General features: G+C 68.8%; 16 protein-coding genes, 2 tRNA genes and 1 riboswitch. Of the genes, 1 reads left to right on the forward strand and 17 read right to left on the reverse strand.

Features of this window, described 5'->3' with window-relative positions; translation table 11 throughout:
- Nucleotides 1–7: 7 nt before the first annotated feature.
- The 14 genes from FFF93_RS09630 to FFF93_RS09695 all read right to left on the reverse strand — a co-directional run bounded on the left by FFF93_RS09630 (nt 8) and on the right by FFF93_RS09695 (nt 14886).
- On the reverse strand, nt 8–1156 hold the full coding sequence (locus FFF93_RS09630) for an NAD(P)/FAD-dependent oxidoreductase (RefSeq protein ID WP_261375057.1): 1149 nt from the start codon (nt 1154–1156) through the stop codon (nt 8–10).
- Nucleotides 1157–1220: 64 nt separating this feature from the next.
- Nucleotides 1221–1293 (reverse strand) — tRNA-Ala (locus FFF93_RS09635).
- Nucleotides 1294–1476: 183 nt separating this feature from the next.
- Nucleotides 1477–1549, reverse strand: a tRNA-Ala gene (locus tag FFF93_RS09640).
- Nucleotides 1550–1666: 117 nt separating this feature from the next.
- Nucleotides 1667–2068, reverse strand: coding sequence for a ribosome silencing factor (gene rsfS, locus FFF93_RS09645; RefSeq protein WP_138769102.1), 402 nt, complete (start codon nt 2066–2068; stop codon nt 1667–1669).
- Between the two features lie 120 nt (nt 2069–2188).
- Nucleotides 2189–3472 (reverse strand): hypothetical protein, encoded by a 1284-nt coding sequence (locus tag FFF93_RS09650; protein ID WP_138769101.1) that lies wholly within the window; start codon nt 3470–3472, stop codon nt 2189–2191.
- Nucleotides 3473–3479: 7 nt separating this feature from the next.
- Nucleotides 3480–4109 (reverse strand): nicotinate-nucleotide adenylyltransferase, encoded by a 630-nt coding sequence (nadD, locus tag FFF93_RS09655; protein ID WP_261375425.1) that lies wholly within the window; start codon nt 4107–4109, stop codon nt 3480–3482.
- 55 nt (nt 4110–4164) lie between these two features.
- On the reverse strand, nt 4165–4398 hold the full coding sequence (locus tag FFF93_RS09660; protein ID WP_138769100.1) for a hypothetical protein: 234 nt from the start codon (nt 4396–4398) through the stop codon (nt 4165–4167).
- A gap of 90 nt (nt 4399–4488) precedes the next feature.
- Complete coding sequence (locus FFF93_RS09665) at nt 4489–5823, reverse strand: glutamate-5-semialdehyde dehydrogenase (protein ID WP_138769099.1); 1335 nt, start codon at nt 5821–5823, stop codon at nt 4489–4491.
- 26 nt (nt 5824–5849) lie between these two features.
- A complete protein-coding gene (proB, locus tag FFF93_RS09670; RefSeq protein ID WP_138769098.1) occupies nt 5850–7001 on the reverse strand; it encodes a glutamate 5-kinase in 1152 nt (383 codons plus the stop codon).
- The gene (gene obgE / locus FFF93_RS09675) at nt 6991–8580 is read right to left on the reverse strand and encodes a GTPase ObgE (protein WP_138769097.1); all 1590 of its coding nucleotides are present in this window, start codon (nt 8578–8580) and stop codon (nt 6991–6993) included. Before obgE ends, proB begins: the two co-directional genes overlap by 11 nt.
- Before the next feature lie 115 nt (nt 8581–8695).
- Nucleotides 8696–8959 (reverse strand): 50S ribosomal protein L27, encoded by a 264-nt coding sequence (gene rpmA / locus FFF93_RS09680; RefSeq protein WP_009372867.1) that lies wholly within the window; start codon nt 8957–8959, stop codon nt 8696–8698.
- 61 nt (nt 8960–9020) lie between these two features.
- Nucleotides 9021–9329, reverse strand: coding sequence for a 50S ribosomal protein L21 (gene rplU, locus FFF93_RS09685; RefSeq protein ID WP_138770443.1), 309 nt, complete (start codon nt 9327–9329; stop codon nt 9021–9023).
- A 368-nt stretch (nt 9330–9697) separates the two neighbouring features.
- The gene (locus tag FFF93_RS09690; protein ID WP_261375426.1) at nt 9698–11206 is read right to left on the reverse strand and encodes a bifunctional hydroxymethylpyrimidine kinase/phosphomethylpyrimidine kinase; all 1509 of its coding nucleotides are present in this window, start codon (nt 11204–11206) and stop codon (nt 9698–9700) included.
- A gap of 100 nt (nt 11207–11306) precedes the next feature.
- A riboswitch (TPP riboswitch) is annotated at nt 11307–11404 on the reverse strand.
- Between the two features lie 146 nt (nt 11405–11550).
- Complete coding sequence (locus FFF93_RS09695; protein ID WP_138769096.1) at nt 11551–14886, reverse strand: Rne/Rng family ribonuclease; 3336 nt, start codon at nt 14884–14886, stop codon at nt 11551–11553.
- 476 nt (nt 14887–15362) lie between these two features.
- Between FFF93_RS09695 and FFF93_RS09700 the strand changes: the two genes are divergently transcribed.
- Nucleotides 15363–16034, forward strand: a complete 672-nt coding sequence (locus FFF93_RS09700; RefSeq protein WP_138769095.1) for a vitamin K epoxide reductase family protein — start codon at nt 15363–15365, stop codon at nt 16032–16034.
- 131 nt (nt 16035–16165) lie between these two features.
- Here FFF93_RS09700 and ndk read toward each other — a convergent pair whose 3' ends face one another.
- Genes ndk through FFF93_RS09715 form a run of 3 tightly spaced genes read right to left on the reverse strand, consistent with a single transcriptional unit; the run spans nt 16166 to nt 18424 of the window.
- Entirely contained in the window at nt 16166–16579 is a 414-nt protein-coding gene (gene ndk / locus FFF93_RS09705) for a nucleoside-diphosphate kinase (protein WP_138769094.1), read from the reverse strand.
- A gap of 40 nt (nt 16580–16619) precedes the next feature.
- The gene (locus FFF93_RS09710; protein WP_138769093.1) at nt 16620–17063 is read right to left on the reverse strand and encodes a DUF4233 domain-containing protein; all 444 of its coding nucleotides are present in this window, start codon (nt 17061–17063) and stop codon (nt 16620–16622) included.
- Nucleotides 17064–17065: 2 nt separating this feature from the next.
- Nucleotides 17066–18424 (reverse strand): folylpolyglutamate synthase/dihydrofolate synthase family protein, encoded by a 1359-nt coding sequence (locus FFF93_RS09715; protein ID WP_138769092.1) that lies wholly within the window; start codon nt 18422–18424, stop codon nt 17066–17068.
- Nucleotides 18425–18427 lie beyond the last annotated feature (3 nt).

The following is an 18427-nucleotide window of genomic DNA, read 5'->3' on the forward strand; positions in this document are numbered from 1 at the left end:
TTTTACGTTATCCCGAACCGGACAGCAGTTTGACGATCCCGGCCACGGCCGCCCGGCCCGCACGGTTGGCCCCGATGGTGGACGAGGAGGGGCCGTAGCCCACGAGATGGACCCGGGGTTCCGCGGCGACCTGCGTGCCGTCCATGGCAATGCCGCCGCCGGGTCCGCGCAGGTGCAGTGGCGCGAGGTGTTCCAGCTCGGCCCGGAAGCCGGTGGCCCAGAGGATGACGTCGGCGGCCAGGAAGCTTCCGTCCGCCAGCCGCACTCCCCCGGGTTCGATGCCGGTGAACATGGGGTGCCGTTGGAGCACGCCGCGGGCGGCAGCGGCCCGCAGGGCCGGGGTCCAGATCAGGCCCGTGGCGGCGACGACGCTCTGCGGCGGAAGCCCTTGGCGGACCCGCTCCTCGACGAGGGCGACGGCGTCGTGGCCTGCCTGCCGGTCGAAGGCTGCGTCGCGCCAGACCGGTTCCCGCCGGGTGAACCAGGTGGTGCCGGTGACCTTTGAGATCTCGTCGAGCAGTCCGACCGCGGAGATGCCGCCGCCCACCACGATCACGTGCCGCCCGCGGAATTCGTCGGCCGAGACGTAGTCCGCCACATGCAGCTGCCGGCCGCGGAAGCTGGATTGGCCCGGGTAGATGGGCCAGAAGGGGCGGGTCCACGTGCCGGTGGCGTTGATCACGGCGCGGGCTGACCATACCCCGCGCGAGGTGGCGATGCGGAGCCGTCCGGCCGGGTTGCTGTCCTCGCGGCTGACGGAGCGGACCTTCACGGGGCGCACGATGGCCAGGCCCAGCTCGGCCTCATAGCCGCCGAAGTAGCGGCTCAGGAAGGTCGAGCTTGCCTCGGCCGGGTCCACCGTGGGCTGCGGGATGCCGGGGAGATCGCTGATGCCGTTCACGGTGGCCATCAACAAACTTTTCCAGCGGTGCCGCCACGCCCCGCCGGGGCCCTCTTCGGCGTCGAACACGACATAGGTCAATGGACGGGCGGCGCCCTCCGGGTCCGCGGACCCCGGGCCTCTTCCCTCCTGGCCGGTTACCGGCGGCAGGGCCGGGACGAAGCCGCGGCGCTGCAGGTGGTAGGCAGCGGATAGTCCCGCCTGGCCGGCGCCGATGACCACGACGTCGGCAAACCCCGGGTCGGCTTGGTTCACGGTCCCATCCTAGTTGAGGGTTAAACAAAGCAAGGTCCCGCTCATCAAGCGGAACCTTGTTCGGTGGAGCTGAGGGGACTCGAACCCCTGACCCCCTGCATGCCATGCAGGTGCGCTACCAGCTGCGCCACAGCCCCGAATACGTCGTTGACCCACCCGCTGAGAGCCGGTTCGATCAAGCAACCTGATTAGCTTAATCTACATTCGCCGTTGATGCTAATCGGCGCGCGGCGCGGCGTGGAAGGGGCAACTGGCGGCGTCCCAGGCAGCGGGAACAAAAAAAATCCGCCGGAATCTTTCGATTCCGGCGGATCATCCGGTGGAGCTGAGGGGACTCGAACCCCTGACCCCCTGCATGCCATGCAGGTGCGCTACCAGCTGCGCCACAGCCCCGAATTTTCGTTGCTCCGGTTTCGTTCTCTCCGAAGCAACTCAAATATCTTAGATCAGCACTTCTGAAAATTCCAAATCGGGCATATTCAGGGTCTGGCGCCGCCGCGGCTGCGCCACCTACTCGGTTTCGCTGGCGGCGCCGGCCTTGGCCGAGGCGTCGTCCCCCAGTTGCAGGTCAACGACCGGGCAGTCCTTCCAGAGGCGCTCCAGGGCGTAGAACACGCGGTCTTCCTCGTGCTGGACGTGGATCACGACGTCGGCGTAGTCCAGCAGCACCCAGCGGCCGCCGGAACGTCCTTCGCGGCGCACCGGCTTGAGGTCGAACTTCGACAGTTCATCCTCGATGCCGTCGACAATGGCGTTGACCTGGCGCTCGGACGGGGCCGAGGCGATCAGGAACACGTCTGCCAGGGCAAGCCGCTCGCTGACGTCGAGGGCCACAATGTCGTCGGCCAATTTTTCCGCGGCCGCGTGGGCGGCGTGGCGGGCTGTGGCGATGGATGAATCGGTTGCAGTCACGGGACTCCTTGGTGATTTTAGAAACTGTTGAGATTTAGAAACTGTTGAAGGCTAAGCCTGCACGGTCCGGCCGCATTCCTTCGCGGACCGGCGTCGCGTGGGTTGCTGCGGGGTGGGCGGCTAGTGGCCCATTCCCGTAACGATCAGGATGATTCCGGCGATGAGCGCCAGCACGCCCAGGGCCAGGACGCTGAGCTGGAGGGCGCGCAGGCGTTGTGCCCTGCCCAGTCCGGCCGTAGCGGCGTCCAGCGGGTCCAGCCCGTAGGCGGCGTTGGCAGCCACCGGCGGGCGGGCAGCGAGGTCCTCTTCGGCCGCTTCGGGAACCACTTGGGCGGCCGGAATTGCCGGCCGGGTTCCTGCCGCCTGCGCGGCCGCTTCCGCCCGGGCCAGGACGCCGGCCCGGCCCTTCACCGGCCCGGACTCCCGCAGCCGGGACAGGCCGGGACGGCGCGCGGCGCGCGGCTGCACCTTGGGGCTGGGGTTGGTGGCGACGGGGACGTGTGTTGTGGCGGGGAGTTTCATGACGGGCCGCTCCACGCCTGGGACCTCGACAAATTCCAGCGGGGTCACCATGGCGAGGTTGCTCGCCGTCGAGGGATCGTTGCGCGGCGGTTCGTTGCGCGGCGCCGGCTGGCTGTTCTGCTCGGCCAGCTTTTGCTTGGCGGCGGCCCGGCGGTTGAGCACGGCGGCGCGCTCGGCCAGGGCGATCTGCTCGGCGAGCACTTCCGGGTTGACGGCGTCCGGGTCCGTGGCGGCGATGTGCTCCATCTTCGCCACTTGGTTGCGGGCCTGCTCGGCAAGGAGCTCTCGTGCTGCCAGGGCCTGCTCGACGCTCATGCCCTCGGGCAGTTTACCGCCCGGGCCGGGCATTCCGGCGTCGGGGGCCGCGGGGGCCTTGGGCGCGGACGGGGTCTCCGGTTCCCCGGCAGCCGGCGCGACGACAGGGTGCGAGCGTGTCCGCGGCGACGGCATCGGCACAATTGGATTGGCCGACGTGGCAGGGGCCGTCTCTTCTGCGAGCTGCTGGAGGCGGAGCTGCCGGCGCGTGGGCGGTCCGCCGGGAGACAGCTGGCCTTCCTTCTCGGCCAGTTCCTTGATGGTGCGCAGTGCTGCGCGGTCCCGGGCGCGGATTTGGGAAGAGCGCTGGGCCGCTGACGTGGTCCTGACGGAGTCCACCGGACCGGGGACACGGCGGCGGCCGGTGGTTTCGGCCTCTGTCGGTTCTTCGGGGCGCTCGGAGAAGGCGGGATTTGCGCCGCCCTGCCCGGCGCCGGCCGCACCGTCGCCCTCCGGGGCAGCCGGAACAGCACCGGCACCAGCGGTGCCGGCATTCACGTCCTGGCGTTCATCCCTGGCCTGGCGCAATTCGCGGCGGCTGCGGATGGGAGGCTGTTCCTGACTCATTGAAGGCTCATTCGGTGCTGGCGGTTTGGTTTGTTTCGAGGACGGGACGGGACTCCAGGCGATCCGGTTCCGGGTCGGCCCGGCCGTCGTACAGGTCGTACTTGGCGATGTACTGGACCACGCCGTCGGGCACGAGGTACCAGACAGGGTTTCCGGCAGCGACGCGGGCCCGGCAGTCCGTGGAAGATATCGCCATGGCGGGCACCTCCAGCAGGCTGACGTCATCGCGGCCCATGCCGTCCAGGACGTGTCCGGGCCGCGTCACCCCGACGAAGTGCGCGAGCGACCACAGCTCGTCGATATCTTTCCAGGACAGGATCTGCGCCAGCGCGTCGGCGCCGGTGATGAAGAAGAGATCGGCGTGCGGGCGCAGCGTGCGAAGGTCACGCAGGGTGTCGATGGTGTAGGTGGGGCCGGGCCTGTCGACGTCGACCCGGCTCACCGTGAACCGCGGATTCGAAGCGGTGGCGATGACGGTCATGAGGTACCGGTGTTCGGCCTCGCTGACTTTCTTGCTGCTCTTCTGCCATGGCTGCCCGGTGGGAACAAATACCACTTCGTCGAGGCCGAACTTCGCCGCGACCTCACTGGCCGCGACGAGGTGGCCGTGATGGATCGGATCGAACGTGCCGCCCATCACACCCAGCCGCAGGCGGCGCGTCGCGCCGTGCTGCTTCACTGTGGCGGAAATATTAGTGGCCCTGGCCGTGGTCGTGCTTGTTCGGGTGCTGGCGGTGCGGGTCCGCGTGCTCCTCAACGGCTTCGTGGCGGTTGCCGAGGTTGCCGTAGGACAGCGTGATAAACATCAGTACCAGCAGAATCACGAACATGGTGCCGCCAATAACGAACGGCGGCGCAATGAGCGGCGCGAGTTCCTCGTGTTCGCCGGCCGCGGCGATGGATGTGGCGATCTGCTGCAACAGCATGTTCTCCCCTAGTGAGTTCAAAATTTACGACGGATTTACGACGGCGAAAGATCCCGCCGTTCCTGGCTTCCCTTCCATGTTACCGCGTTGCTATGCCCGGATCTGGCCTTCGCCCTGCACGATCCACTTCGTCGTGGTGAGCTCGGTCAAGCCCATCGGGCCGCGGGCGTGCAGCTTCTGCGTCGAAATACCCACTTCGGCGCCGAGGCCCAGCTCGCCGCCGTCGGTGAACCGGGTGGACGCGTTCACGATGACCGCTGCCGAATCCACCTCGGCGATGAAACGCTCCGCGTTGGCGAGATCGTTGGTCAGGATCGCCTCCGTGTGGCCGGTGGACCAGGTTCGGATGTGCTGCACCGCCTCGTCCAGGCTGTCCACCATGGCCACCGCCAGGTCAAGGTCCATGTACTCGGTGGCCCAGTCCGCGTCGGTGGCGGGCACCGAGTCCACCCCGCCCGGGAGCGCGGCCCGGATACGTTCGTCCGTGTGCAGGGTGACGCCGGCGGCCCGCAAGGCGGCCGCGACGGCAGGCAGCACGGTGGAGCCGGAATGGACCAGCAGGGTCTCCACGGTATTGCAGACGCTGGGGCGCTGGGTCTTGGCGTTAAGCAGGATCTCGACCGCCATCTCCTCGTCCGCCGAAGCGTCCAGGAAGATGTGCACGTTGCCCTCGCCGGTTTCGATCACCGGGACGGAGGAGTTCGTCACCACGGTCTGGATCAGTTCGCGTCCGCCGCGCGGAATCAGCACATCCACGCGGCCGCGGGCCCGCATCAGGACGTTCGCGCCGTCGCGGCCGAACTCGTCGACGCTCTGGACGGCGTCGGCGGGCAGTCCCACCGAGTCCAATGCCTCGCGGAGCAGGCTGACGAGCGCGGCGTTCGTCGCGGCTGCGGCGCTGCCGCCGCGCAGGATGACGGCGTTGCCGCTCTTGAGCGCCAGGCCGGCAATGTCCACGGTGACGTTGGGGCGCGCCTCGTAGATCGCGGCAACCACACCCATCGGCACGTTGACCTGGCGCAACCGCAGCCCGTTCGGGAGAGTCTGGCCGCGGACCACGTTGCCCACCGGGTCCGGCAGGTTGGCGAGGTTTTCCAGGGCCGCGGCGAGGGCCTGGACCCGCGCATCGGTGAGGGTGAGACGGTCCAGCAGCGCGGCCGAGGTGCCGTTGGCACGGCCGGAGGCGACGTCCTTGGCGTTGGCGGCCAGGATCCGGTCCTTGTGCTCCAGCAGCGCGGCGCCGACGGCCCGCAGGCCGCGGTCTTTCCACGCCCGGTTGGCGCGGGCCATCCGGCGGGAGGCCACGCGGGATCGGTCGGCGATGGCGTGCACGGCCGCTTCGACATCGGTGGCGGCCGACGGCGCGCCTGCCGCTGGCGCGTCGTGAACCGGCAGGTCGGGGTGCGAAGTCAGGGCCTCAGTCATGCTCCAAGTTTAGGCGAGCAGGGGGCTTAGACCAGCACCAGGTCGTCAACATGAACAACTTCACGGTCGTAGCCGCGCCCCAGCGTCTTGCCGAGCTCACGGGTGGAACGGCCGAGCATCTGCGGCAGTTCGGCGGCGCCGTAGTTCACCAGGCCGCGGGCAATCACGGTCCCGTCGGTGCCGACCATCTCGACCGCGTCACCGGCTTCGAAGTCGCCGTGCACGGCGGAGATCCCGGCCGGAAGCAGCGAGGTGTGGCGGTCCCGCACGGCCCGGACGGCGCCGTCGTCGAGCACCAGCGTGCCCTGGACGGAGGCCAGGTGGGCGAGCCAGAGCAGCCGGATCGGCTTGCGGGCGCCGTTGACCGAGAACCAGGTCCCCACGTCCTCCCCCGCCAGCGCGGCGGCGGCGTTCGCGGTGGAGGTCACCAGGGCGTGGATCCCGGACCCGGCGGCGATCGACGCGGCCTCGACTTTGGTGACCATGCCGCCGGTGCCGACCCCGGCCTTGCCGGTGCTGCCGATCGAGACGCCTTCGAGGTCGCGCGGGCCGGTGACGTGGGCGATCCGCTTGGCACCGTGCGAGGGCGGCCCGTCGTAGAGCGAATCGACGTCGGAGAGCAGGACGAGGGCGTCGGCGCGGACCAGGTGGGCCACGAGGGCCGCGAGCCGGTCGTTGTCGCCGAAGCGGATCTCATGGGTGGCGACGGTGTCGTTTTCGTTGACCACCGGGACCACGCCGAGGTTCAGCAGCCGGTCCAGGGCGCGGAAGGCGTTGGTGTGCTGGCTGCGGCGCATGAAATCGTCGGCGGTGAGCAGGACCTGGCTGACCGTGACGCCGTGCGCGCCGAAGGCGTGGGTGTAACGGGCCATCAGGAGCCCCTGCCCCACGCTCGCGGCGGCCTGCTGGGTGGCAAGGTCGCGGGGTCGCTTGTCGAGCCCCAGCGGCGCCAGCCCGGCGGCGATCGCCCCGGAGGAGACGAGGATGATTTCGGTGCCCGCGTTGCGTTTGTGTGCGAGGGCGTCGGCGAGGTCGGTCAGGGCCTCCTCGGCGATGCCGCCGCGAATGGACGTCAGCGAGGAGGAGCCCACCTTGACCACGATCCGGCGGGCGCCGGAGAGCGCGGCGCGGCTGGGCGCCCCGGCCGCGCCGGGCACAACGACCGCGTTACTCGTCATCGGCTTCGCCGAGTCCACTCTCCTTGAGCGGCTGCCGGGCGCGGCGGGCACTGACCGATTCGGTCCAGATGCCGGCCTTGCGCTCGGCCTCGAGCTCGGCCCGGGCGGCGGCCTTGGCGTCGCGGCGCTCCTGCTGGTCCTCGCGCTTCTGGCCACGCGTGGGCCGGTCGCCGATGTCGGCGAAGCGCACGTCGGTGCCGCGCGGGGATGCCAGCAGTTCGGCGCCGGCCATCATGGTCGGCTCCCAGTCGAAGACAACGCCGTCGTCCTCGCCGATGACGACCATGTCGCCCGGTTTCGCACCCTGCTTGAAGAGTTCGTTTTCGACACCCAGCTTGGCGAGGCGGTCGGCGAGGTAGCCGATGGCCTCCTCGTTGGTGAAGTCGGTCTGCTTGACCCAGCGCACGGGCTTCTCGCCGAGGACGCGGAACAGCGGCTCGAGGTTCTTCTCCTCGCGGCGGATCGTGAAGCCGCTTTCGTTGACGGCGCGGGGGCGCAGCACGGGGGCCTGGACCTTCGGCGGCGTCGCAGCGACGGCGTCGCGGGCGGCCTTGACGATCTCCGCCATGGCGAAGCCAAGCTGGCGGAGTCCCTCATGGCTCGTGGCGGAGATTTCGAAGACCTTGTAGCCGCGCTTTTCGAGTTCCGGGCGGACGAATTCGGCCATGTCCTTGCCGTCCGGCAGGTCGACCTTGTTCAGGGCGATCAGGCGCGGACGGTGGTTCAGCGGTACAACTTCGCCGTCGGAGCCGGCGTAGCTCATGTCCACGGCGTACTTTTCGAGCTCCGCTTCGATCACGGCGAGGTCCGAGAGCGGGTCGCGGTCGGCTTCCAGCGTGCCGCAATCCAGTACGTGCACGAGAGCGGCGCAGCGTTCGACGTGGCGGAGGAAGTGGTGGCCCAGGCCCTTGCCTTCGCTGGCACCTTCGATCAGGCCCGGGACGTCGGCGATGGTGAACCGCACGTCGCCGGCCTGGACGACGCCGAGGTTGGGGATCAGGGTGGTGAAGGGGTAGTCGGCAATCTTGGGCCGCGCGGCGGACATCGCGGCAATCAGGCTGGACTTGCCGGCGGACGGGAAGCCGACCAGGGCGATGTCCGCGATGGACTTCAGCTCCAGGACGATGTCGCTGGATTCGCCTTCGATGCCGAGCAGCGCAAAGCCCGGGGCGCGGCGCTTCTGCGAGGACAGGGCGGCGTTGCCGAGGCCGCCGATGCCGCCGGCCGCAGCGATGTATTCGGTGCCTTCGCCGACCATGTCGGCGAGGACGGTGCCGTCCTTGCTCTTGACGACCGTGCCCTCGGGAACCGGGAGGACCAGGGTTTCGCCGTTCTTGCCGCCGCGCCAGTCGCCCATGCCGGGTCCGCCGTTGGTGGCGTGCCGGTGCGGGGCGTGGTGGTAGTCGAGCAGGGTGGTGGTCTGGGGGTCCACGCGCAGGATGACGTCGCCGCCGTTGCCGCCGTTGCCGCCGTCGGGACCGCCGAGGGGCTTGAACTTCTCGCGGTGGACGGAGACACAGCCGTGGCCGCCGGTACCGCCGGATACGTGCAGTACTACCCGGTCTACAAAGCTCGCCACGTGGATCTCCTCAGTGCTGTTCCCTGGTCCCGCAGGGGCCCAAGATGATTGTAATGCGGTTAAAACACCGGTGGAGCGGACCGACTGGCCCGCCCCACCGATTTAGAACTTGTTGTTACTCTGCAGCTGCAGCAGCCACGATGTTCACAACGCGACGACCACGGCGGGTGCCGAACTCGACAGCACCGGGGGTCAGGGCGAACAGGGTGTCGTCGCCGCCGCGGCCAACGCCGGCGCCCGGGTGGAAGTGGGTGCCGCGCTGGCGGACGATGATCTCGCCAGCGGAAACTACCTGGCCGCCGAAGCGCTTGACGCCGAGGTACTGGGCGTTGGAGTCACGACCGTTGCGAGTGGAGCTCGCGCCTTTTTTATGTGCCATTTGAAATGCCTGCCTTCAAAAATTCTGGGGAAACTGTTGGAACCTGATCAGTAACGAAGAGTTACTTGATACCGGTGATCTTGACCTTGGTCAGTTCCTGACGGTGACCCTGGCGCTTCTTGTAACCGGTCTTGTTCTTGAACTTCTGGATGACGATCTTGGGACCACGGAGGTCTTCCAGGATCTCAGCCGTAACCGTTACCTTGGCCAGGTCCTTGGCTGCAGTCGTGACCTTGTCACCGTCCACCAGGAGCAGTGCGGGCAACTCAAAAGTGCTGCCGGCTCCACCGGGGACGCGGTTCAGGGTAACGAAGTCTCCAACGGAAACCTTCTCTTGGCGGCCGCCTGCGCGGACAATCGCGTACACCACTGGGGAACTCACTTCTCTCGACGTTTATTACTAGATTTGCGTGCGGAACCTGGTGCCGAACTAACTGGACCGGCTCACGCTGTGCCTCAACGCCGGTGGATTCCCCGGGGGAACCCATGAGCTATCCCGTGGAAAGTCCTGCCCGCAAGACGAGCGAACTGTTCCTCAAGGTCATAACCCAAGTGTTGGCGTAAGCACCGAAGATCTAGACTACGCTAATTTTGCCTTCGGCCGCAAACGAGGCTGGTCCCGGCGGGTAGTGCGTGACTGACGCCACACGGTGTCCCCAAAGGGGCCAAAGCTGTGGCATCGCAGCGACTTCCGGAACCGCGCCCCACTATCTTACCGGCCGCATCCCCCCGGCCCGTTCAGGAGTGCAACCTCGGCGCGTCGAAGAATTCCACCTCGTAGCGGCACGACTGCCGGAAGGCGACGGCCATGGCGCTGCGCTCCGCATCGGAACCCCGGCGGCCGGCAGCGTCCGTGTACCGGATGGCCTGGCGCGTCGACTCCGCGAAGGCCTCGTCGGCGTAGGTGCGCAGCCATTCCGCATAGGGGTGGTCCGCAGGGGCACCGGCGCCGAGGTACTCCTGATGCAAGGTGGCGCCCACTTCGGCGTAGAGCCAGAAGCACGGCAGCGCCGCCGCCACGAGGACCCCGTAGCTGCCGGCGAGGGAGGCCGCATGCAGATGGTCCACGTACGCCTTGGTGACGGGGCCCTGTGTCTGCTCAACAGCCCGGTCGGCCAGCCAGTTCCGGTGCAGTTCGGATTCGACCTCGAGGCACTGCTGCGCCGACCGGGACCAGAACAGCTGTTCGGCTTCCGACGGCGCGAGGGCCGCCGCGCGGGACAGCACCCGCGAGTAGCCGTTGAGGTACAGGGCGTCCTGGCTGAGGTAGTAGGCGAACTCGCGTTCGGGCAGGGTGCCGTCTGCGAGGCCACGAATGAAGTCCAGGCCGTAGATCGCGGCCAGCCCGTCGGCGGCGGCCCCGTCGAGGACCGCGGCGAAGTCGCCTTCGGCCTGGAACGCGGGCGCCCCCAGGGCTGCGGCCTGCTGCAGGTGGTGGAAATGGTGCACCGGACCGTTGCCCCGTCCGACGTCGAGGCGCCCCGCTTCCCGCAGCGCTCCGACCAGCCACGGCTTGGCCTCACGCAGTGATGCCGCCCAGTCCCCCGTCCTGGCCTGCACCGTGGCCAGCGCCGAGGACAGCGAGCAACCGGTGCCGTGGCTGTTCCGGGTGGCGATCCGCTGGCCCGGCACCACCACCGTCTCCTGGCCGAGCAGTCCCCCGGTGTTGACGAGCGCGTCGGGGCAGCCGCCGCCGTCGTCAGCTCCCCCGGCCTGGAGGTGGCCGCCCTTGACCAGGACTGTGGTGCCTGTCAGGGCCGCGAGCCGCTTGCCCTGGTCCAGCGCGCCGGCCCAGTCCGCGGCGTGTTCTTCGCCGAGCAACATGGCCAGTTCGGCGAGGTTCGGGGTGATGAGGTCCGCGAGCGGAAGCAGGGCCCGCAGGGCGGTCTCGGCCGATTCCTGCAGCAGCCGGTCGCCGCTGGTGGCCACCATCACCGGGTCCAGGACCACGACGGCGGGGCGGACCCGTTCGAGCCAGGCACGGACGGCGTCGATCACCGCGGCGTCACCGAGCATGCCGATTTTGACGGCGTCGATGGTGATGTCGTCGCTGATCGCGTCCAGCTGGGATGTCAGGAACGACGCCGGCGGCACATGGACGGACCGGACGCCCTGGGTGTTTTGGGCGGTCAGCGCCGTGATGGCGGCCATGCCGTAGCCGCCGAGCGCGGCGATGCTCTTCAGGTCGGCCTGGATGCCCGCGCCGCCGGAGGGGTCCGAGCCTGCGATGGCGAGGACCCTCGGAATCGGGGGCGCGGCGGGCAGGCCTGCTGCCGGGGCGCCGTGTGCGGGAGCCGGGAAGGCGGTCTGCAGGATGGACTGGGCGTGGGCCGCTGGAGCCTGGGTCGATGAAGACAAGAGACATCCCTTCGCCGGTGTTAACCGGACAGGTTCAACGGGTCTGGATCTCAGCCGGCTCGTTGCTCGGCACCCCGTGTCAGTCCCCCAGCCTAGCGTTCCCTGCCCGGCCGCGTCCGCTCGGCGGCGGTTTTTACCCGGGCCCGTTAACGAACTCGCGGGTACCGTCCCGGCTCGACGCGATGCTGCGTCGAGTCCGGGCGGTACCCGCGAGTGGTGGTGCCTGGCTGGTGCTAGAGCTCCGAAGCGGGAACGCCGACGCCAAGGATGATCGGCTCGCTGGCCGCGGGCTTGGCAGCCGCCTTCGCCGGCTCCGGGGCCTTGGCTTCGTGGACCGAGCCGGCGGCAGCCGACGGAGCAGTCGCGCGCTGCTGCACGGACGTCTCGTTGGCAGCGCCCTGGGCCCGGCTGGCGCTCCGGTTCCGGCGGACCCGCCGCGGCGCGGTGGTGTCCGCGGCCGCAGCCTGCGCTACGGGTGCCATGGCGACCGGCGCTTTGGCATCTTGGCGGGCCGGAGCCTTCGCGGCCTCCTGGCGGGCCGGAGCCTGCGCGGCCGGAGCCTTGGCGGCCTCCTGGCGGGAGGGAGCCTGCGGCTCGCGGGTGCGGGCACTCGGCGGCTGGATCCGGGCAGTCCGGGCGCGACCGCGGCCACGGGTGGCGCGGGACGGTGCTGCTGCGGCCGGTTCGGCGGGTTCCGCGGCGGGGGCCGCGGCGGGCTCGGCTGGTGCTTCGGGCGCCTCGGCGGCCGGAACCGCTGCCGCCGTCTTGCCCGCCTCGGCGTCGCCCAGGTTGGCGAATGCCTCGGTGAGCAGATCCAGGGTCAGCGCCGGCTGCTGGGCCTCCTCGGCGTGCTCGACGAAGGGCAGCGCAACCTGCTCGCCGCCGAAGGTCAACACGGCGGCCGGACGCCCGGCAGCCTCCTCCGTTGAGGCAACTTCCACGGCCGCGTCCAGCGCAGCCTGGCGGGTTTCGGCGTCGGGCGCTGCAGTCGCGTCGCCGTCGTGCAGGTGGGCGGCGTGCGCGGCGGCGGCGATGTTCGCCAGCGCTGCGCGGGTCGCCTCAGCTTTGGCGTGACGCTCGGCCTCGGTGGGCTCCGGGTGCACGGCAGCGGGTGCGGACTGCTCGTCCGAGCCCTGGCCGCCCCGGCCGCGGCGGCGCTTGCGCTCGGTCCGCCCGGCGGGCTGGTGCTCGGCCCGCGGGACGTGGTGTTCCGCGGCGACGGTGTTGGCGCGGCGGTGTTCGACAGGCTCGTCATGGGTGACGACGCCGCGGCCGGCGCAGGCTTCACACTGTTCGCCGAAGACTTCCAGCAGCCCGGTGCCCATCCGCTTGCGGGTCATCTGCACGAGGCCCAGGGAGGTCACCTCGGCCACCTGGTGCTTGGTCCGGTCCCGGCCCAGGCACTCCACCATGCGGCGCAGCACGAGGTCACGGTTGGATTCGAGCACCATGTCGATGAAGTCGATGACGATGATGCCGCCGATGTCCCGGAGCCGGAGCTGGCGGACGACTTCCTCGGCCGCTTCCAGGTTGTTCTTGGTGACGGTTTCCTCGAGGTTGCCGCCGCTGCCGGTGAACTTGCCGGTGTTGACGTCCACCACGGTCATGGCTTCGGTGCGGTCGATCACGAGGGACCCGCCGGAGGGCAGGAAGACCTTGCGGTCCAGTGCCTTGTGGATCTGCTCGTCGATGCGCCAGGCCGCGAAGATGTCCGTGTCTTTGGTCCACTTCTCGAGGCGGCCCACCAGGTCCGGAGCCACGTAGGTGACGTAGGCCTCGATCGTGTCCCAGGCTTCCTCGCCGGAGACGATCAGCTTGGAGAAGTCCTCGTTGAACACGTCGCGGACCACCTTGATGGTCAGGTCCGGTTCACCGTAGAGCAGTTCGGGGGCCAGGATCTTGGTGGATGTGGACTGGCTCTCGATGCCCTCCCACTGGGCGCGCAGACGGTTGATGTCATGCGTCAGCTCTTCCTCCGAGGCCCCCTCGGCGGCGGTGCGGACGATCACGCCCGCGCTCTCCGGGAGGCGGTCCTTGAGGATCCGCTTGAGGCGGTTGCGTTCGACGTCGGGCAGCTTGCGGGAGATGCCGGTCATGGAGCCGCCGGGGACGTAGACGAGGTAGCGGCCGGGCAGCGAGATCTGGCTGGTCAGGCGGGCGCCCTTGTGGCCGACCGGGTCCTTGGTGACCTGGACCAGCACGGAGTCGCCGGACTTGAGCGCGTTTTCGATCCGGCGCTGCTTGCCCTCGAGGTTGACGGCGTCCCAGTTGACCTCGCCGGCGTACAGCACGGCGTTGCGGCCGCGTCCGATGTCGACGAAGGCGGCCTCCATGGACGGCAGCACGTTCTGGACCTTGCCCAGGTAGACGTTGCCGATCAGGGAGTCTTGCTGGGTCTTGGAGACGAAGTGCTCGGCCAGCACGCCGTCCTCAAGGACGCCGATCTGGATTCTGTCGTCGCGCTGGCGGACGATCATCTGCCGGTCCACGGACTCGCGGCGGGCCAGGAACTCGGCCTCGGTGATGACCGTGCGGCGGCGGCCGGTGTCGCGGGATTCGCGGCGGCGCTGTTTCTTGGCCTCCAGGCGGGTGGAACCCTTGACGGAGGTGACGCGGTTGCTGGGCGGGGCCTCGCTGATCGCGCGCGGGGCACGAACGCGGGTCACCGTGTTGGGCGGATCGTCATCCCCGCCGCCGGTCAGTTCTAGGTCCTGGTCGCCGCGGCGGCGACGGCGGCGGCGGCGGGAGGTCACGCCGTCCTCGAGGGTGCCCTCGGTGTCCTCGCCGGACTCCGCTGCGTCATCTGCCTCGGTGTCCGACTCGCCTGCGCGGCTGCGGCCGCGGCGTCCACGGCTGCGGCGGCGTCGGCGGCTGCCGGCGTCGTCGCCCTCGGCTTCTTCGTCCTCTTCCTCTTCCGCGTCCTCGGCTGCGGCCGGGGCCGGGCGGACGACGGCGGTCAGGTCCGGGGCCTGGAAGATCATGGACGTGACGGCGCCGGGCGCGAGGAAGAGCGAGGGAGCTTCAGCGGTTTCGGCGGAAACCTCGGCGGCTGGCGCCTTCTCCGCAGTCTCGGCGACGTCGGGGGTCGCGGCCGTCTCGGGGGCAGCGTGAGCGACGTCGGTCGCCGGAACGGATTCGGCCTGTGCGGCCTCGTCGGTCTCCGCGGCCACCGGAGCGGCCTTGGCGCGGGAGGCCCGGCGGCGGACCGGCTTTTCCGGGGCTGCCTCGGCGGCGGGCAGCTCAGCCGGGGCGTCGGCCGCTGACCCAACGACTGCGGGCTCTGCCTCTACTTCGATCTTCTTCCGCGACCGGCTTCGGCGGGCCGGGGCCTTAGCCGGCTCGGCGTCGGCCGGGACTTCGGCGGCGGTGACTTCGGCGGCGTCAGCAACGACGTCGGACGCGCTGGCTGCCGCATCCGCAGCGGCTGCTGATTCGGCGGCTTCCGCCTTGGGCGCCGCCTTGCGCCGGGTTCGGGTGGCCTTCTTCGGCACCTCAGTTGCGGCGGTTTCCGGTGCTTCCTCGGTAACAATTGCTTCGTCGTTACCGGCTACTAGCTGGTCATTATCCATATGTGGCGACACTCCTGCCCCTGGATGTACCGCCACATCCGGTACCCGCGAGGGCAAATATTTGTCAACACCCGCAGGCATTGACAGAAGTCAATTGAGTACCCCCAGGTTCGCACCGGCAGTGGGGTGCGGCAGCCCTGGAAGGCCGGCGAGATTGTTCTGAACCCGTTGATATGTACGTCACAACCAGGTGCCGTCCAATGGCATTGCGGGATAGGACGGATCGAGGGACCCGAAGTATGCCCTGCTCATCATTGGCGGTCTTGAAAACAAAGTCGCCGGACTGAGACGTGAATGTGGATCATGTCCCAGCCACGTTCATTGTCTCACAGGAGCCGCCAAAGCCGGGCTAGGCGGGGCATCCGCCCCGCGCCGTGCACCGAATCACTGGTGCGGGCACGACGCCCACCCGGATTCGCCCAGCCTGCGGCGATACAATCGGCCCAAGAGCACCCGACGCAAAGGATCGAGTTTCCATGCCCAGCATCTCGCACGCCCCGGACGATGTGACCGCCGGCGGGCACGCCACCGGCACGGCCGCGGCGGAGCGCCCCCTCCCGCCGATGACCCGCGACCGCCCGTTCGGCTGGCTCCTGCTGATCACCGGCGTCGTCGGCTGGCTGGCTTCGGGAACGCTGGTGCTCGAAAAGCTGGAAGTCCTGAAGGACCCCAAGCACGTGACGGTGTGTGACGTGAACCCGTGGATCTCGTGCGGCCAGGTGATGCAAACGCCGCAGAGTTCCGTGTTCGGTTTCCCCAATATGTTCATTGGGATTGTCGCCTTCGCGGTCATTATTACGACGGCGATGGGCCTCCTCGCCGGCGCCAAGTTTGCCCGCTGGTACTGGATCGGGTTGCAGACCGGCGTCACGCTGGGCTTCGCGTTTGTGGTGTGGCTCTGGTCCCAGGCGCTGTACTCGATCCACATTCTCTGCCCGTTCTGCATGATCGTGTGGGCCGCGATGATCCCCCTGTTCGTCTGGGTAACCGTGCGCAACGTGAGCCACGGCGTCATCCCGATGCCCGCCGCTGCGGCCCGCATCGTCGGAGACTCCGGCTGGATCGTCACGGCGCTGCTCTACGTCGCCGTGGTCGCCACCATCTTCTTCGCCTTCATCCAGGTCTTCGTGGGAACCTCCGGATACTAACCAACCCGCCAACAACAGCGCGAACGTACACTTGGGGCCCCGGTTTCCGCAGAAACCGGGGCCCCAAGTGTACGTTCGCGCTTATCGGGGGGTGCTTAAGTGTCCGTTCGCGCCGTGGTGCCAGGGGGTGCTTAGAACCAGATCTTGATCTCGCGCTCGGCGGACTCGGCCGAGTCGGAGCCGTGGACCAGGTTCTGCTGGACCTTCTCGCCCCAGTCGCGGCCGAAGTCGCCGCGGATGGTGCCGGGCGCCGCCGTCGTCGGGTCCGTGGTGCCGGCGAGGGAACGGAAGCCCTCGATCACGCGGTGGCCTTCGAAGATCGCGGCGACCACAGGTCCGCTGAGCATGAACTCGACCAGCGGCTCGTAGAAGGGCTTGCCGACGTGCTCCTCGTAGTGCTGTTCCAGGAGTTCACGGCTCGCGTTGACCTTCTTGAGTTCGGCCAGGGTGTAGCCCTTGGCTTCGATCCGGGCGATGATGCTGCCGGTCAGGTTGCGGGCGACGCCGTCGGGCTTGACCAGGACGAGGGTGCGCTCAGTACTCACAGCTGCTCCAATTTTGGTTGGGGTGGGGTTCGGGACAAGTCTAGTTGCTTTGGCCTTCGGGGTTCGCGGCTTCCCAGGCGGCCTGCTCCCGTTCGCGCTGGGCCGCTTCGCGGTCGATCCGGATGCCGGTCCGGATTCCGTACCACCAGGTGATCGCGAAGAGTCCCCCGACCACGTACATCGTCGGCTCCACGATGCCGGTGAGGATCAACAGCACCTGCAGGATCCAGCCCAGGGCCACGCCCCACGGCTTCGAGAGCACCGCGCAGGTCAGCACGAGCACCACGCTCAGGCCGATGCCGACGCCGAACACCAGCAGCGGCGGCAGCTCCCCGCGCCGCAGGCCGAAGACCGCCAGGGTGCCAAAGAGCGCCACGAAGGCCTCCAGCAGGAGCACCGTGGAGGCGAACATGACCTTGGTGGAGCGGCGCTTCTTGGGCATCCCCGGGCGCCATTCGCGCTGGGCCTTGGTGAGTCTGGCCATGGTTACGCCTCGGTCTTTCCGAGCAGGATCCGGGCCTCGGCCACCAGCGTGATGGAGCCGGTGACGAGGATCCCGCCGGCGAGGTCCTCGTTGGACTCGGCCCGCTCCACCGCCCACTCGAGGGCGTCGTCGAGCTTCTCGGCGACGTGGATGTTGTCCTCGCCAAAGCCCAGGTCCAGCGCCAGCTCGGCGAGGTCCTCGGCCGGTACGGCCCGCGGCGAGTTGGACTGGGTGAAGCAGTACTCCGAGGCGAGGTCGCCCAGGGATTCCTTGAGCTGGCGGAGGATTTCCTCGGCGTCCTTTTCCTTCAGGACGCCGACGACGACCACCAGTTTGCTGAAGCTGAACGCCTCGTGGATGGCCTCGGCGGAGACCCGGATGCCCTCCGGGTTGTGCGCGGCGTCCACGATGATGGTCGGCGCGGTGCGGAGCACCTCCAGCCGGCCCGGGGAGCTGACGGAGGCGAAGGCCTCCTGCAGCACCTCGGCGTCGAGGGGCTTCTCGGCGCCGAAGAAAGCTTCCAGCGCGGCAACCGCGACGGCGGCGTTCTCGGCCTGGTGCGCACCGTGCAGCGGGACCAGCAGGTCCTCGTAGCGGCCGGCGATGCCCTGGATGGTCACCATCTGGCCGCCGACGGCGACGTTGCGGGACTCGACACCGAACTCCACGCCTTCGAAGCGGAACGGCACGTTGACTTCCTTGGCCTTCTCCAGCAGGACCTGGGCCGCGTCCACGGGCTGCGCCGCGCTGATCAGGAAGCCGCCCGGCTTGATGATGCCGGCCTTTTCGTAGGCGATCTCCTCGGTCGTCTCGCCCAGCAGCTCGGTGTGGTCCAGTGAGATCGGGGTGACCACGGCGACCTGACCGTCGCCGACGTTGGTCGCGTCGGTGATGCCGCCGAGGCCCACCTCGATCACCGCCACATTGACCGGCTGGTCCGCGAAGACCGCGAAGCCGAGGATGGTCAGGCACTCGAAGTAGGTCAGCCGCGGCTGGCCGTCGGCCTCGAGCTCGCCGTCCACGATTTCCAGGTACGGGCGGATCTCGTCCCAGATCCGGACAAACGTCTCATCCGGGACCGGTTCGCCGTCGATGCTGATCCGTTCGGTGACCTTGGACAGGTGCGGGCTCGTGTACCGGCCCGTGCTCAGTCCGTGGGCGCGCAGCCCGGCCTCGATCATCCGCGCCGTGGAAGTCTTGCCATTGGTGCCGGTGACGTGGATGATCGGGAACGCCTTGTTCGGCTCCCCCAGGATATCCATGGCCCGGTGCAGCGGCGCCAGCCGCGGCTCCATCTTGTTTTCCGGCGCCCGGCCCAGCAGCTCGGCGTAGACGCTCTCTACGGAAAATTCGTCGGTCATGGA

It is taken from the genome of Arthrobacter sp. KBS0702 (assembly GCF_005937985.2).
Taxonomy (GTDB): Bacteria; Actinomycetota; Actinomycetes; order Actinomycetales; family Micrococcaceae; genus Arthrobacter.